This window comes from Aeromicrobium sp. CnD17-E (genome assembly GCF_024124745.1).
In the GTDB taxonomy this organism is placed as follows: domain Bacteria; phylum Actinomycetota; class Actinomycetes; order Propionibacteriales; family Nocardioidaceae; genus Aeromicrobium.
The window spans coordinates 1-12,949 of record NZ_JAMXRU010000012.1; the positions used below are offsets into that span (position 1 = coordinate 1).

The following is a 12,949-nucleotide window of genomic DNA, read 5'->3' on the forward strand; positions in this document are numbered from 1 at the left end:
GGTGGCCCGCAGCGCCCATGCCGCGACCGCCGTCGTCAGGGCCGAGGCCACCGCGGCGAGCGCGAGCGGCTTCACGCGGCCGCTCCCGTCGCGCGACGCACCGAGGTCGTGAGGCACCTCGTGCCTGCTCCCGCGTCGGGGGCGACGAGCAGGATCGCCCGGGTCGAGGGTGCGCGGCGGAAGGGATGCATGTCGATACCGTAGGGGCATGGCGGCTGAACGGGTAGGACGCCCGGCGGCCGTGGACCGGCTGGCGCGAGTCACGGCACGCACCGTCTCCCGCTGCATCCAGCACCGGGTCACCGGCCTCGCGGCCGAGGCGGCGTTCTTCGCGATCCTGTCGCTGCCGCCACTCGTGTTCGGGCTCGCCGGCACCATCGGCTTCGTCGCCGAGCGCTACGACGTGGCCCAGGTCGACGTGCTGAAGGACCGGGTGCTCGAGCTCTCGTCCCAGGCGCTCACGCAGGGCACGGTCGACCAGGTCATCGCGCCCACGCTCGACGAGGTGCTGAGGTCCGGACGCATCGACGTCGTCTCCATCGGGTTCGTCCTCGCGCTGTGGTCGGGCTCGCGGGCCCTGAACGTCTTCCTCGACACCATCTCCATCCTCTACGGCCTGGGCGGCGTGCGCGGCATCGTCAAGACGAGGGCGCTGTCGTTCTCGTTGTACGTCGTCGCCCTCGCGATCGCGATCGTCGTCGTGCCGCTCGTGCTCGCCGGCCCGGAGGTGGCGGCGTCGGTCGTGCCCTCGCAGCTGGCCGTGCTGCAGCCGTTGTACTGGCCGGCGGTGCTGCTCGTCTCGGTCGGCTTCCTCGCCTCGCTCTACCACCTGGCCGTCCCGGTCAAGGTGTCCTGGAGATCCGGTCTGCCCGGCGCGTTCTTCACCATGGGGCTGTGGATCGGCGGCAGCCTGCTCGTGCGGTGGGCGCTCGGCTTCTCCACGGGCGGCACCTCCATCTACGGTCCGCTCGCCGCGCCGATCGCCGTCCTGCTGTGGCTGTACGTCATCTCCATCGCCGTGCTGATCGGGGCTGCGATCAACGCCTCCTTCGACGAGGACCGCCACCCCCGTCCTGACCGCTAGAATCGTCGCCCGTGAAGAAGATGCGGAAGGTCGCGGCCCTCGTCGTGGTGCTGCTCGGGGTCGCAGCGCTGCTCTTCGCGCTGCGTTCGTGCAGCCCCGACGACGACGGCGGATCCGGCTCCAGTGCCGACCCGACGCCGTCGGCGTCGGCCAGCCCGTCGCTCGCGCCGACCAAGATGACGACCACGCGGATCGAGCAGTCGATCAAGACGCGCCTGGACCAGAACGCCGGTCAGCCGACGCGCGTCGAGTGCCCCGACCGGGTGCTGCAGAAGATCGGCACGGCCTTCGACTGCCAGGTGTTCTTCGCCAACCAGCCCAACACGGCGGCAGTCGCGGTCGCGGCGGTCAAGATCGACGGCCCCGACGGTCACTTCGCCTGGAACTCCAAGCCCGTCTCGCAGGGGGAGTGACGTGGGCGCGTCGAAGAAGGTCCTCGCCGCTCTCGTGCTGACCGTCCTCGTGCTCGCTGGCGGTGTGTTCGGGCTGCGCTCGTGGCTCGGGACCGACAGCACCGAGGGGGACGGCCAGCGAGCTGCGGGGGAGCGGGTCGTGCCCACGCGCTCGCCGGATGCCGAGCCCACCGCCTCCGCGTCGACGTCGGCGAGTCCCTCCCCGTCGGCGAGTCCCTCCCCGTCGGCGAGTCCCTCCCCGTCGGCGAGTCCGTCGCCGACGGCCTCACCGACCCCCACCGCCTCACCCACCCCGACGCGGTCGACGGCTCCCCGCCCGGCCCCTGCGGCGCCTCGGACGGTCCGATCGACGGCGGCGGTGTCGGCGCAGGTGAAGGCCTCGCTCGACGCCCAGGGGCGTCCCACGGTGGTCTCCTGCCCCCGTTCCGTCCCGGCAGCGGTCGGCACGCAGTTCAGCTGCGCCGTCGCCTACGCGGCGCAGCCGTCCGTCGTCGTGGCCGACGCGATCGTGCGGATCACGTCGGCCGACGGCACCTTCACCTGGCGCTCCGTCTCGCGCACCTGACGTCGCTGCGGTTGCGGTCCTGGCAGACGCACCTAGATTGGGAGTACGCCGGGTTCGGCCGTCGGCTTGCGCAGCTCGACGGCCGCCCGGCGGTATCACGTCAGGACGGACCTGGGCCCCGAGCGGGACGCAGCAGCGACGCAGGCACCCAGTTCGCGACCAGCGCGCCCGTCGGCAGCAGCATGACCACGTACGCCCACCAGCCGTCGTCGCGGCGCTGCCAGGTGACGAGCAGACCGGGGTACGGTCGCAGGTCCACCTGACGCGCGGACGGCGCCACCCACACGTGACGCGCGCGCTCGACCGACGAGGGCTCCGGCGACGGCCTGGCGGCCGTGGAGCGCGGTGCGTGGTGGGGGTGGGCGCTCACCCGGACGATGGTAGTCGAACACGTGGTCGAATGCGCAGCGGAACGGCTCGTCCTCGAGATGCGGATGCAGCAGACCTGCGTACCGTCGAGCGCACCGGTTCGGTGAGTTTCCCGGACCGGGCCAGCCTCACACCAGCCCCGCATCTCGCATGTCGGTGTGACGACGAGCGGCCCCGCCAGCGGCGGGGCCGCTGTCGCGCGGGGCGCGGCGCCGAGGTCTCGTGCGTGCTGCCGCGACCGGGGTCGACCTATGCTCCCCGCATGAGGCGTCGTCTGGTCGCGGTCGCGGTGGTCCCCCTGCTCCTCCTGGGCGCGTGCGGCGGGTCCGACAGCGGTTCGGCGCCGACCGCGACCGAGCCGGGACCGGCGGAGTCGGCGTCGGGCGCGCAGGGTGAGGCGCTCGAGCAGGCCGTCGTCCGCTACGTCGACGCCTTCCACGGTGGCCGCGCCGACGACGCGTACGCGTTCCTGTCGGCGCGGTGCCGCCAGGAGCTGCCGTTCACCGAGTTCCGGCGGATGACGAGCCAGGCCACCGCGCTCGACGGCGACGACCCCCTGCGCGACGTGGAGGCGACGGCTGACGGCGCCCGCGGCACGGTGTCGTACGAGCTCGACGTCGAGTCCCTGTCCGAACGGGACCAGCCGTGGGTCCGTGAGGACGGCGGCTGGCGCAACGACGACTGCTGAGGCCTCACGCGGGGTCGGGACGGCCCGGGGCGCGACGGCTCCCCGCGTCACGCCCCGAGTCGGTCAGCGTCGCCCCTGGTCGACGCGCTCCCAGTCGACGTCTGGTGCGTCATAGGCGCACCGATCCACGTCGACCTCGCCTACTGAAGCAGAGGTCCTGCGGGGCCGCATCTCCATCGTCGGGACCCGTCGCGTCGGCGTGGGCCTTCTCGCGACGCGACCTCCCGGATGAACATTGTGCGGTTTCGTCCCGCAACAACCCGGGGACCTCTAGATTGATCGCCGGCCCGGTCCGCAGCGCATGGCGGCCGGACCTGGCGGTGGGCCCGATTCCCGAGGTCGAGCCCCCGTCTGATGCGGCCCGCGCGGCGTCCGGTGGTCCTCGTCGCCGCGCGGGCCCATCTCCTGTCGCTCGGGCCGATCCCGACACGTGGCTGAGATCACATCGCAGGCTGAACCGTGCACCGTGTAGGTGCAGGTCGTGCGGGAAGGCAGTACACAGCACCGTCGGGTTCAACCCAGGAGCCCCGAGTGCGAGCGGCTGGGGCGGCTTCGGCCGAAGCGCCCCGGCTGCGCTCGGGGGCCGCGTGCGCAGCGATCAGCCCAGCTGTGGGTCGTGCGCCAGGACCATGCCGAGGGACCTCGGCGCCGTCTCGACGAACCCCATCGAGGCGTACAGCCGGCGCCCGGGTGCGTCGGCCATGAGTGTCACGTACGGGTCGGGCGGGGCGGCCTCGGCGATCTGCGCGAGCAGGTCGGTCAGGACCAGACGCCCCAGGCCGCGGCCCTGGTGCTCCGGCAGGGTCGCCATGTCGGCGACGTGGAAGTACCAGCCGCCGTCGCCGATGACGCGACCCATGGCCACGGCCCGTCCCTCGTGCTCGACGACGCTCCATGCCCAGCTGCCCGCCAGCGCGCCCTCGCCCTGGGTCGCGGACCTCGGGGTCAGCCCGGACGTGGTCCGCAGGCGCAGGTAGTCCTCGAGCGTTGGGGGCGTCCTGAGCACCTGGTCATCGGTCGTCGTCATCGCACCGACGGTAGACGAGCGTGCGACGCCGTCCCGCAGGGCCCGGACGGACGGGCCACCAACGACGAGACGCTGCCCACGCTCTCGGGGAGATGAGAGTCGTCGACAGCGTCTCGCGGGCCCAGCTCCTCGTGGAGCAGGCGCAATGTCGTGGATCGTTTCCTTGGGAGAGAGGATCAGCGACGACACGAGGCTAGCGGCCGGGTCGGCGTGTCGACCACGTCTTCGGCCATGCCGAATCTCACCCCGGCCGCCACCCATCCGTCGGGGCGTGGGCGTCGAACGTTTCCTTCATGCTCCTGGACCGGGGAGAGGTGCCGTGGAGTTTTGTGGGCGAGGAAGGTCGCTGCGCGGACGGACAGCGGGCTGATCGCATGCGAAAGGCCCCGGAACCGATGAGGATTCCGGGGCCTTCTGATGGTGGGCGATACTGGGTTTGAACCAGTGACCTCTTCCGTGTCAGGGAAGCGCGCTACCGCTGCGCCAATCGCCCGTGGGTGGTGCTGTTCTGTTGGGGGATCGAGGTGGGTACGGGATTTGAACCCGTGTACACGGATTTGCAGTCCGTTGCCTCGCCTCTCGGCCAACCCACCGCTGGATGGGTATGGGGACCCTCTCCGAGCGGACAACGAGATTCGAACTCGCGACCCTCACCTTGGCAAGGTGATGCTCTACCACTGAGCTATGTCCGCATTTGCACCGTTCCCGGCGCGAGATGAAACATTAGTACATGCCCCTGCGGCGGCCAAACAGGGGGGTCCGGGCGGGCGCGTTAGGGTGGGGCCATGCGTGCCTGGCTGAACGGAAAACTGCTGGAATCACCGGACGAACCGGCCCTCAGCGTGCTCGACCACGGGCTCGTCGTGGGCGACGGCGTGTTCGAGACCGTCGCCGTCGACGACGGGCAGCCGTTCGCCCTCACGCGCCACCTCGACCGGCTCGCACGCTCCGCCGAGGGGCTCGGCATCGGCCGGCCCGACCTCGGACTCCTGCGCGAGGGGATCGACGCGACCCTGGACGGCCAGGACCTCCCCTTCGGACGGGTGCGGATCACCGTCACGTCGGGTCGGGGTCCGCTCGGCTCTCCCCGTGGCGATCACGGGCTCACCCACGTCGTCGTCACCGAGCCGGCCCAGAAGCCGCCGTCGGTCGCCACGATCATCACGGTGCCGTGGCCGCGCAACGAGCGAGGTGCGCTGTCGGGCCTCAAGACCACGTCGTACGCCGAGAACGCCAGGATGATCGAGGCGGCGCGCGCCGCGGGCGCGTCGGAGGCGGTCATGCCGAACACGCAGGGCCACCTGTGCGAGGGCACGGGCTCGAACATCATGTACGTCCTCGACGGCACCCTCGTCACCCCCACGCTCGCGTCGGGCTGCCTGGCTGGCATCACCCGGGCGCTGGCGCTCGAGTGGCTCGCCGACGAGCTCGACGTCGTGGAGCGCGACGCGCCGATCGAGGTGCTCGCCGACGCCGAGGAGGTCGTCCTCGTCGGCACCACGCGTGACATCCAGGCCATCTCGCACGTCGACGGACGGCCCGTCGCCGCGGCTCCCGGGCCCGTCACGCAGCGCGCGCAGGCCGTCTGGGCGCGAGAGGCGGCGAAGACGTCGGACCCGTAGCTCGACCTCGGGACGGGGTGGAGTAAGGTTCTGACGTCCCCGGGCGATTGGCGCAGTGGTAGCGCGCTTCGTTCACACCGAAGAGGTCACTGGTTCGAACCCAGTATCGCCCACCGACACGCAGGCCCCCGGCTCACCAGCCGGGGGCCTCGTCGTTCCCCCCACGCTCCTACGATGGCCGGCATGTCGATCGAGAGCGCCCGCGCCCACCTCGCCCGCTTCGGACGCGACGGCGACGTCGTCGAGACGTCCGGGTCGAGCGCGACCGTCGAGCTGGCAGCCGCCGAGCTCGGGGTCGAGCCGGCGCGCATCGCGAAGACCCTCGGCTTCTACGGCCGGGAGCCGGGCACCAGCATCCTCGTCGTCGCCGCGGGCGACGCGCGGGTCGACAACGCGGCCTTCAAGGCGACCTTCGGCCTCAAGGCGCGCATGCTCAAGCCCGACGACGTCGAGGCGCTCACGGGCCATCCTGCGGGCGGTGTGTGCCCGTTCGCCAACCCCGACGCGGCGGCCGTGCACCTCGACGAGTCGCTGCGACGGTTCCCGTCGGTCTACCCGGCCGTCGGCAACGCGGCGTCGGCCATCGAGCTCACGCCCGACGAGCTCCAGGTCGTCGCGGAGCCGGTCGGCTGGGTGAGCGTGACGAAGCGAGCCACCTCTTCGTCTTGACGGGATCGCGACGGTTCTCGGCCCGAGAACCGTCGTCACGTCCCCACAACGCGGGAAGGGGGGTGGGGGAGGAGATCAGGTGGTCTCGGCGGTACCGAGCGGGTCGAGGCGCACCCACCCGCGGTCGGTGCGACGCTCGAGGCGCAGCCCGCGGCCCTCGCCGGGGGTCGGGGCCTCGAACGGCCGGCTCGAGCGCCAGGCGACGGCCGCCTGGTCGTGCTCGAGCGTCTCCTCGGCGACGACGTCGCCGTCCTCCGTGGTCAGTCGGTACTCAGCCATGGGACCACCGTGCCGTGGAACGCGGCGTCGTGCGACCCGAGGTCAGGCCCGACCGAACAGCAGCCGGAACCTCGACGCCCGCACCGACACGACCGGACGCCGTCCTGCGAGCAGCGACAACGGGCCGCAGAACGTCCACGACGTGCGCACCAGCTGCGCGCCGAGCCGTCCGCGCACGGGTGTGACGACCGCACGCCCGGCTCGACGCTGCACCACGCGGAACGCGAGCGGCCAACGACCCGGCAGGGGCGCCGTGCGCTCGACCTCGACGCTCGCCAGGCCGTCGCCGCGGTGCCGACGCCCCGGCTCGACGTCGAAGCGGGCGAGGTCCTTCGGGATGGCCCACAGGGCGCGACCACCGTCGCGCGACGCCTCGCTGTCGACCCAGATCCACGGGATCCACACGCGCGGTCGCACGCCGCGACGCACGAGCACGGTCGCCATGACCTCGTCGTAGACGAGCGGGCTTGGCTCCTCGTACCGGAAGAACGCAGCGGTCACGACCGCCCGCCCCGCCACGGAGACGACGCGGGTGCCCGGCGGCGGCGCCGGGAGCGACCGGACGGGCACGAGGAACACCGACGCGACCGCCTGCCCGTGCAGGTCCCACGGCTCCGGGGGGTAGGTCACGCCCACGCGAAGTCCTCGACGTCGAGCGAGCGCACCCGACGGTGGTACGGGTACGTCGACCCGGGCCAGTTCGACGTGATGCGACCCGACGGGTGGCGGTACCAGCTGTCGCAGCTGCCCCAGACGGACCTCTCCAGCCGCTCCTGCACCTGGCGGTCGTACGCGGCCTCGACCTCGGGTCGCACGTCGACCGTGGCGTGGGCTCCCTCGCGCATCCGGTCGAGCACCAGGCGCATGTGCCGGGCCTGCGCCTCGAGCATGTAGATGATCGACCCGCCGCCGAGGTTCGTGTTCGGGCCGTAGGAGACGAACAGGTTCGGGAAGCCCGGTACGTACATGCCGAGGTGGGCGTGCGCGCCGTCGACCCAGCGCTTGGCGAGGGCCTCGCCGTCCACGCCGCGCACGTCGATCGTGTCGAGGAAGTCCTGGGCGGCGAAGCCCGTCCCGTAGACGACGACGTCGGCAGGGTGCACGGTGCCGTCGGCGGTCTCCAGCCCCTCGGGGACCACCCGCACGATGCGCTCGGCGACGACGTCGACGTGGTCGCGCTCCAGCGTCGGGTAGAACGTGTTGGAGAACAGGATCCGCTTGCAGCCGATCGGGTAGTCGGGCGTGAGGACCTCGCGCAGGCGCGGGTCGCGCACCTGGCGGTGCAGGTGCGCGAGGGCCACGCGCTTCTCGATGGCGCCGACGACCGTCCCCTCGTCGAGACCTCGCGAGAACTGCTCGCCGAGCGTCCACCACAGCGGGCGCTCGAGCCGGATCCCCGGCCGCCACCAGCGGGGGAGCGGACCGTCGGGCTTGGGCAGGATGTAGTTCGGGGAGCGCTGGAACAAGGTGAGCTCGCCGGCGACGTCGGCCAGGTGCGGGATGTACTGGATGGCGCTCGCGCCGACGCCGACCGCGGCGACCCGCTTCCCGCGCAGGTCGAGGTCGTGGTCCCAGCGCGCCGAGTGGAACGCGTCGCCCTCGAAGTCGTCGATGCCGGGGATGGAGGGCAGGCGTGGCTCCGACAGCTGTCCCACGGCGCTCACCAGCACCTGCACCCGCTCGACCGACCCGTCGGCGAACCCGACCTCCCACTGCCGGTCGGTCTCGTGCCAGTGCGCCGAGACGACCTCGCGGCCCAGGTGCACGAGCGGCGTGATGCCGAGGTCGTCGGCGGTGCGCCGCAGGTAGGCGTGGATCTCCGGCTGCAGCGCGTACCGGCGCGACCAGTCGGTGTTCACGGCGAAGGAGAACGAGTACAGCGGCGAGGGGACGTCGCAGCCGGCGCCGGGGTAGGTGTTGTCGCGCCACACGCCCCCGACGTCGTCGCCACGCTCCCACAGCCGTACGTCGGTGTGCCCGTGCTGCAGGAGCTCGGCTGCCACGGCGATGCCGCCGAAGCCCGAGCCGATGATGCCGACGGACGTCATGAGCCCTCCAGGACGTGGACGAGGTGGGTGGTGAGCAGGTCGAGGACGTCGTCGCGCGTGAGCGTGCCCCGCTGGAGCCACTCCCGGCACAGCGCCTTCACGTACGCGGCCGAGGCCCGTAGCCGGGCCCGCAGCACAGGGGAGTCGGGCAGCCCGACGGCGTCGAGCACGAGGCGTGCGGCGCGGTCGTCGGCCTCGTCGACCACGACCTGCAGGTCGGACTCCCCGTGCAGCTCGGCGGCGCCCGACGCGGCGACCCAGGCCTGCCCGTACGTCTGCGCGGCGTCGAGGATCCAGTCCATCGTCACCCGCACCCGCTCCTCCATCGGCAGGTGCAGCAGGTCGGGCAGCTCGGTCTCCGGCATGAACGTCGAGTCGCGCATGACGGCGAGGAAGATCTCGCGCTTGGAGCCGAAGTAGTGGTGCAGCAGCCCCCGCGTGACGCCGGCCGCGCTCGCCAGCTCGGCCAGCGAGACGTCGTCGTAGGCGCGCTCGGCGTACAGCGTGCGGGCGGCCTCGAGGATCTGGCGACGGCGCGCGTCGGGCTCGAGGCGGTGGCGGGGCAGAGCGGTCACGCGACGAGTGAACAACGCTATTGGCAAAGTGTCAACAAGCGGGTACGGTGCGCGACATGAAGCACTACGACGTCCTGGTGGTCGGCTCCGGGTTCGGCGGCAGCGTGACCGCGCTCAGGCTCACCGAGAAGGGCTACGCGGTCGGTGTCATGGAGGCGGGCCGACGCTTCGCCGACGACGAGCTGCCCGAGACGTCGTGGCGTCTGCGCCGCTACCTGTGGGCCCCGTGGGCGCGCTGCTTCGGCATCATGCGCATCACGCCGCTCAAGGACGTCCTCATCGCGAGCGGCACCGGCGTCGGTGGCGGCTCCCTGGTGTACGCGAACACGCTCTACCAGCCGCTCGACGGCTTCTACGACGACCCGCAGTGGGCCCATGTCACCGACTGGCGCGACGAGCTCGCCCCGCACTACGACCAGGCCCGCCGCATGCTCGGGGTCGCGACCTACCCGCGCACGACCCTGCCCGACCGGTTGATGGCGGAGGTCGCCGAGGGGCTCGGCGTCGGCGACACGGTCCACGCCGCCGACGTCGGCGTGCTGTTCGGCGACCGTCCCGGCGAGGAGGTCGACGACCCCTACTTCGGCGGCGCCGGGCCTGCACGCCGCACGTGCACCGACTGCGGTGCCTGCATGACCGGCTGCCGGCACAACGCGAAGAACACGCTCGTGAAGAACTACCTGCACCTGGCCGAGCGGGGCGGCGCCCAGGTGCACCCGCTGACCACGGTGACCGACGTGCGCCCGCGGCGCGGCGGTGGCTACGTGGTGCACACGCGACGCACCGGCAACCGGCTGCGGCGTCGTCGCTTCAGTGCCGACCAGGTGGTCTTCGCGGGCAACGCGCTCAACACGCAGGACCTGCTGCACCGGCTCCGCCGTCGCTCGCTGCCGGAGATCTCCGAGCGGCTGGGGGAGCTGAGCCGCACGAACTCCGAGGCGGTGCTCTCGGCCCGCGCGAGCGCGAAGGACGCCGACGTCACGCCCGGCGTCGCGATCACGTCGTCGTTCCACCCCGACCCGCAGACGCACGTCGAGCCCGTCCGCTACGGCCGGGGCTCGGGCGCGCTGAGCCTGATGAACATGGCGCTGGCCGACCACCGCGGCGGGGGCTCGCAGCTGCGCAAGGTGCTGCGCGGCTACCGCGGCCTCGGGCTGCGCGGCACGCTGCGCCTGCACGACCCGCGCCGCTGGGCCGAGCAGTCGGTCGTGGTGCTCGTCATGCAGTCGCTCGACAACTCCGTCACGACGTTCCTGAAGCGCGGTCCGTTCGGCCTCAGGATGAGCAGCCGGCAGGGCACGGGCGCGCCGAACCCGTCGCACATCCCCGTGGCCGACCACGTCGCCCGCGAGATCGCCGACAAGCTCGACGGCGTGCCGGGCGGCTCCGTCGGCGAGCTCGTCGGCATCCCGCTCACGGCCCACTTCATCGGGGGCTGCCCGATCGGCACCACGCCGCAGGAGGGCGTCATCGACCCCTACCAGCGGCTGTTCGGGCACGACGGCCTGCACGTCGCGGACGGCTCGGCCATCAGCGCGAACCTCGGGGTCAATCCGTCGCTGACGATCACGGCCCAGGCGGAGCGGGCGATGTCGTTCTGGCCCAACCGCGGCGAGCCCGACCCGCGTCCGCCGCTCGGGTCGGCGTACCGCCGGGTCGACGCCGTCGCCCCCCACCGGCCGGTCGTGCCCGAGGGCGCGCCGGGCGCGCTGCTCCTGCCCACGCCGCGCCTGCGCGTCGGGGCCTCGTGACGCCTCGCCGACGTCAGGTCAGTCGGGGACGCCCCAGGTGTACGTCTGCTTGACCAGCTTCAGGTAGGTGAACGTCTCGGTGCTGACGACGTCGTCCCGGGCGCGGATGTTCTCCGACAGCACCTGCAGCAGGTGCTCGTCGGTCTCGCACACGAGCTCGAGGATGATGTCGAACGAGCCCGCCGTGATGACCACGTAGTCGACCTCGGGGATCTCGGCGAGGCTCTCGGCGAGCGGCTCCAGCGGACCCCTGCCGCGGATGCCGATGAGCGCCTCCCGGGCGAAGCCGAGCTGCATCGGGTCGGTGACCGCGACGATGTTGATGACGCCGGAGTCCGTCAGCTTCTGCACGCGCTGGCGCACCGCGGCCTCCGAGAGCCCGACCTCCTTGCCGATGGCCGCGTACGACATGCGGCCGTCGACCTGCAGCAGCGCGATGATGCGCTTGGCGACCTCGTCGAGCACCGGCGCGCTCATGGCGTCGCCTCGGCGACGAAGGGGGACTGGCGAACGTTCATGCGGAGATCTTGGCCCACGCCTCCGTCAGCACGCCACGCAGCACCTGCTCGATCTCGTCGAACTGGGCCTGCTCGGCCACCAGGGGCGGCGCCAGCTGGACGACCGGGTCGCCCCGGTCGTCGGCGCGGCAGTAGAGGCCGGCGTCGAGCAGTGCGTGCGACATGAACCCGCGCAGGAGCCGGTCGCACTCCTCGGACGTGAAGGTCTCCTTCGTGTCCTTGTCCTTCACCAGCTCGATGCCGTAGAAGAAGCCGTCGCCGCGGACGTCGCCGACGATCGGCAGGTCGCCGAGCCGCTCCAGCGTGCTGCGGAACGCGCCCTCCGTCGACCGCACGTGCTGCAGCAGGCCCTCGCGCTCGAAGAGGTCGAGGTTGGCCAGGGCCACGGCGCAGGAGACCGGGTGCCCGCCGAACGTGTACCCGTGGGCGAACATCTCGCCGGTGCGCTGGAAGGGCTCGGCGACGCGGTCGCTGACGATCGTCGCGCCGAGGGGGGAGTAGCCCGACGTCAGGCCCTTCGCGCAGGTGATCATGTCGGGCACGTAGCCGTAGCGCTCGGCCCCGAACGTGGTGCCGAGACGTCCGAAGGCGCAGATCACCTCGTCGGAGACCAGCAGCACGTCGTGACGGTCGCAGATCTCGCGCACCCGCTGGAAGTAGCCGGGCGGCGGCGGGAAGCACCCGCCCGCGTTCTGCACCGGCTCCAGGAACACGGCGGCGACCGTCTCGGGACCCTCGGCCTCGATGGCCACCTCGATCTGGTCGGCCGCCCAGCGCCCGAACGCCTCGAGGTCGTCGGCGTGCTGCGGGGCGCGGTAGTGGTTGGTGTTGGGCACCCGGAACGTCGAGGGCACGAGCGGCTCGAACTGCTGCTTCAGCGTCGGGAGACCCGTGATCGAGAGCGCCCCGTGCGTGGTGCCGTGGTAGGCCACCGAACGGCTGATCACCTTGTGCTTCATCGGCTTGCCGACGAGCTTGAAGTAGTTCTTCGCCAGCTTCCACGCCGTCTCCACGGCCTCGCCGCCGCCGCTGGAGAAGAACACGCGGTTCAGGTCGCCGGGCGCGAGCGACGCGATCCGCTCCGCGAGGTCGATCGCCGTGGGGTGCGCGTACGACCAGAGTGGGAAGAACGCGAGGTCCTGCGCCTGACGGGCCGCCGCCTCGGCGAGCTCACGCCGACCATGGCCGGCCTGCACGACGAAGAGACCGGCGAGGCCGTCGAGGTAGCGCCGCCCCCGGTCGTCCCAGACGTAGCAGCCCTCGCCCCGGACGATCACGGGCACGTCGGCGGCGTCGGCGTCCTTCAGGGGCGCGAAGTGCATCCACAGGTGGTCGCGCGCG

At 72.1% G+C, this 12,949-nt stretch carries 15 protein-coding genes and 4 tRNA genes; 8 read left to right on the plus strand and 11 right to left on the minus strand.

Translation table 11 applies throughout. From position 1 onward, the window contains the following. The first annotated feature begins 208 nt into the window (after positions 1-208). The 3 genes from NH339_RS04465 to NH339_RS04475 all read left to right on the plus strand — a co-directional run bounded on the left by NH339_RS04465 (position 209) and on the right by NH339_RS04475 (position 2,062). Entirely contained in the window at positions 209-1,084 is an 876-nt protein-coding gene (locus tag NH339_RS04465) for a YihY/virulence factor BrkB family protein (RefSeq protein WP_067858014.1), read from the plus strand. A 20-nt stretch (positions 1,085-1,104) separates the two neighbouring features. Continuing rightward, a complete protein-coding gene (locus NH339_RS04470) occupies positions 1,105-1,497 on the plus strand; it encodes a DUF4333 domain-containing protein (protein WP_253023027.1) in 393 nt (130 codons plus the stop codon). A gap of 358 nt (positions 1,498-1,855) precedes the next feature. Continuing rightward, on the plus strand, positions 1,856-2,062 hold the full coding sequence (locus NH339_RS04475; RefSeq protein WP_253022959.1) for a hypothetical protein: 207 nt from the start codon (positions 1,856-1,858) through the stop codon (positions 2,060-2,062). A gap of 100 nt (positions 2,063-2,162) precedes the next feature. Here the strand turns inward: NH339_RS04475 and NH339_RS04480 are convergent, their stop codons facing one another. Further along, positions 2,163-2,432, minus strand: a complete 270-nt coding sequence (locus tag NH339_RS04480; RefSeq protein ID WP_253022961.1) for a hypothetical protein — start codon at positions 2,430-2,432, stop codon at positions 2,163-2,165. Between the two features lie 261 nt (positions 2,433-2,693). Between NH339_RS04480 and NH339_RS04485 the strand changes: the two genes are divergently transcribed. Next, complete coding sequence (locus NH339_RS04485) at positions 2,694-3,119, plus strand: hypothetical protein (protein ID WP_253022963.1); 426 nt, start codon at positions 2,694-2,696, stop codon at positions 3,117-3,119. A 598-nt stretch (positions 3,120-3,717) separates the two neighbouring features. Here NH339_RS04485 and NH339_RS04490 read toward each other — a convergent pair. The 4 genes from NH339_RS04490 to NH339_RS04505 all read right to left on the minus strand — a co-directional run bounded on the left by NH339_RS04490 (position 3,718) and on the right by NH339_RS04505 (position 4,838). Then, positions 3,718-4,146: a GNAT family N-acetyltransferase gene (locus NH339_RS04490; RefSeq protein WP_253022965.1), complete on the minus strand. Its 429-nt coding sequence runs from the start codon at positions 4,144-4,146 to the stop codon at positions 3,718-3,720. A 418-nt stretch (positions 4,147-4,564) separates the two neighbouring features. Further along, positions 4,565-4,639 (minus strand) — tRNA-Val (locus NH339_RS04495). Between the two features lie 29 nt (positions 4,640-4,668). Next, positions 4,669-4,739: transfer RNA gene (locus tag NH339_RS04500), tRNA-Cys, on the minus strand. A gap of 27 nt (positions 4,740-4,766) precedes the next feature. Next, a tRNA-Gly gene (locus NH339_RS04505) sits at positions 4,767-4,838 on the minus strand. A gap of 93 nt (positions 4,839-4,931) precedes the next feature. Here NH339_RS04505 and NH339_RS04510 point away from each other — a divergent pair. The 3 genes from NH339_RS04510 to NH339_RS04520 all read left to right on the plus strand — a co-directional run bounded on the left by NH339_RS04510 (position 4,932) and on the right by NH339_RS04520 (position 6,437). Then, positions 4,932-5,768 carry an aminotransferase class IV gene (locus NH339_RS04510; RefSeq protein ID WP_253022967.1) on the plus strand — a complete coding sequence of 279 codons (837 nt, stop codon included), beginning with the start codon at positions 4,932-4,934 and terminating at the stop codon, positions 5,766-5,768. Positions 5,769-5,809: 41 nt separating this feature from the next. Then, a tRNA-Val gene (locus NH339_RS04515) sits at positions 5,810-5,881 on the plus strand. Positions 5,882-5,951: 70 nt separating this feature from the next. Next, a complete protein-coding gene (locus NH339_RS04520) occupies positions 5,952-6,437 on the plus strand; it encodes a YbaK/EbsC family protein (RefSeq protein ID WP_253022969.1) in 486 nt (161 codons plus the stop codon). A 75-nt stretch (positions 6,438-6,512) separates the two neighbouring features. Here the strand turns inward: NH339_RS04520 and NH339_RS04525 are convergent, their stop codons facing one another. The 4 genes from NH339_RS04525 to NH339_RS04540 are packed head-to-tail and all read right to left on the minus strand — an operon-like array spanning position 6,513 to position 9,339. Beyond that, the gene (locus NH339_RS04525; protein ID WP_253022971.1) at positions 6,513-6,716 is read right to left on the minus strand and encodes a hypothetical protein; all 204 of its coding nucleotides are present in this window, start codon (positions 6,714-6,716) and stop codon (positions 6,513-6,515) included. 42 nt (positions 6,717-6,758) lie between these two features. Beyond that, the gene (locus tag NH339_RS04530; protein ID WP_253022973.1) at positions 6,759-7,346 is read right to left on the minus strand and encodes an acetoacetate decarboxylase family protein; all 588 of its coding nucleotides are present in this window, start codon (positions 7,344-7,346) and stop codon (positions 6,759-6,761) included. Next, positions 7,343-8,764, minus strand: coding sequence for an NAD(P)/FAD-dependent oxidoreductase (locus NH339_RS04535; RefSeq protein WP_253022975.1), 1,422 nt, complete (start codon positions 8,762-8,764; stop codon positions 7,343-7,345). The genes NH339_RS04530 and NH339_RS04535 overlap by 4 nt, the downstream gene beginning before the upstream one ends. Continuing rightward, on the minus strand, positions 8,761-9,339 hold the full coding sequence (locus tag NH339_RS04540; RefSeq protein WP_253022977.1) for a TetR/AcrR family transcriptional regulator: 579 nt from the start codon (positions 9,337-9,339) through the stop codon (positions 8,761-8,763). The genes NH339_RS04535 and NH339_RS04540 overlap by 4 nt, the downstream gene beginning before the upstream one ends. Before the next feature lie 56 nt (positions 9,340-9,395). Between NH339_RS04540 and NH339_RS04545 the strand changes: the two genes are divergently transcribed. After that, positions 9,396-11,090: an FAD-dependent oxidoreductase gene (locus NH339_RS04545; protein WP_253022979.1), complete on the plus strand. Its 1,695-nt coding sequence runs from the start codon at positions 9,396-9,398 to the stop codon at positions 11,088-11,090. A gap of 18 nt (positions 11,091-11,108) precedes the next feature. On the opposite strand, the gene NH339_RS04550 is transcribed toward NH339_RS04545, so the two are convergent. Both NH339_RS04550 and NH339_RS04555 read right to left on the minus strand, forming a co-directional pair. Further along, complete coding sequence (locus NH339_RS04550) at positions 11,109-11,567, minus strand: Lrp/AsnC family transcriptional regulator (protein ID WP_253022981.1); 459 nt, start codon at positions 11,565-11,567, stop codon at positions 11,109-11,111. A 37-nt stretch (positions 11,568-11,604) separates the two neighbouring features. Further along, a complete protein-coding gene (locus NH339_RS04555; RefSeq protein ID WP_374208204.1) occupies positions 11,605-12,930 on the minus strand; it encodes an aspartate aminotransferase family protein in 1,326 nt (441 codons plus the stop codon). Positions 12,931-12,949: the final 19 nt, after the last annotated feature.

What these genes read in the sequence shown, in the direction of transcription:
- NH339_RS04485 (WP_253022963.1), top strand. Translation starts at nt 2,694, where the DNA reads ATGAGGCGTCGTCTGGTCGCGGTCGCGGTGGTCCCCCTGCTCCTCCTG.
- NH339_RS04470 (WP_253023027.1), top strand. Translation starts at nt 1,105, where the DNA reads ATGCGGAAGGTCGCGGCCCTCGTCGTGGTGCTGCTCGGGGTCGCAGCG.
- NH339_RS04510 (WP_253022967.1), top strand. Translation starts at nt 4,932, where the DNA reads ATGCGTGCCTGGCTGAACGGAAAACTGCTGGAATCACCGGACGAACCG.
- NH339_RS04465 (WP_067858014.1), top strand. Translation starts at nt 209, where the DNA reads ATGGCGGCTGAACGGGTAGGACGCCCGGCGGCCGTGGACCGGCTGGCG.
- NH339_RS04555 (WP_374208204.1), bottom strand. Translation starts at nt 12,930, where the DNA reads ATGCACTTCGCGCCCCTGAAGGACGCCGACGCCGCCGACGTGCCCGTG.
- NH339_RS04525 (WP_253022971.1), bottom strand. Translation starts at nt 6,716, where the DNA reads ATGGCTGAGTACCGACTGACCACGGAGGACGGCGACGTCGTCGCCGAG.
- NH339_RS04520 (WP_253022969.1), top strand. Translation starts at nt 5,952, where the DNA reads ATGTCGATCGAGAGCGCCCGCGCCCACCTCGCCCGCTTCGGACGCGAC.
- NH339_RS04545 (WP_253022979.1), top strand. Translation starts at nt 9,396, where the DNA reads ATGAAGCACTACGACGTCCTGGTGGTCGGCTCCGGGTTCGGCGGCAGC.
- NH339_RS04535 (WP_253022975.1), bottom strand. Translation starts at nt 8,764, where the DNA reads ATGACGTCCGTCGGCATCATCGGCTCGGGCTTCGGCGGCATCGCCGTG.
- NH339_RS04550 (WP_253022981.1), bottom strand. Translation starts at nt 11,567, where the DNA reads ATGAGCGCGCCGGTGCTCGACGAGGTCGCCAAGCGCATCATCGCGCTG.
- NH339_RS04490 (WP_253022965.1), bottom strand. Translation starts at nt 4,146, where the DNA reads ATGACGACGACCGATGACCAGGTGCTCAGGACGCCCCCAACGCTCGAG.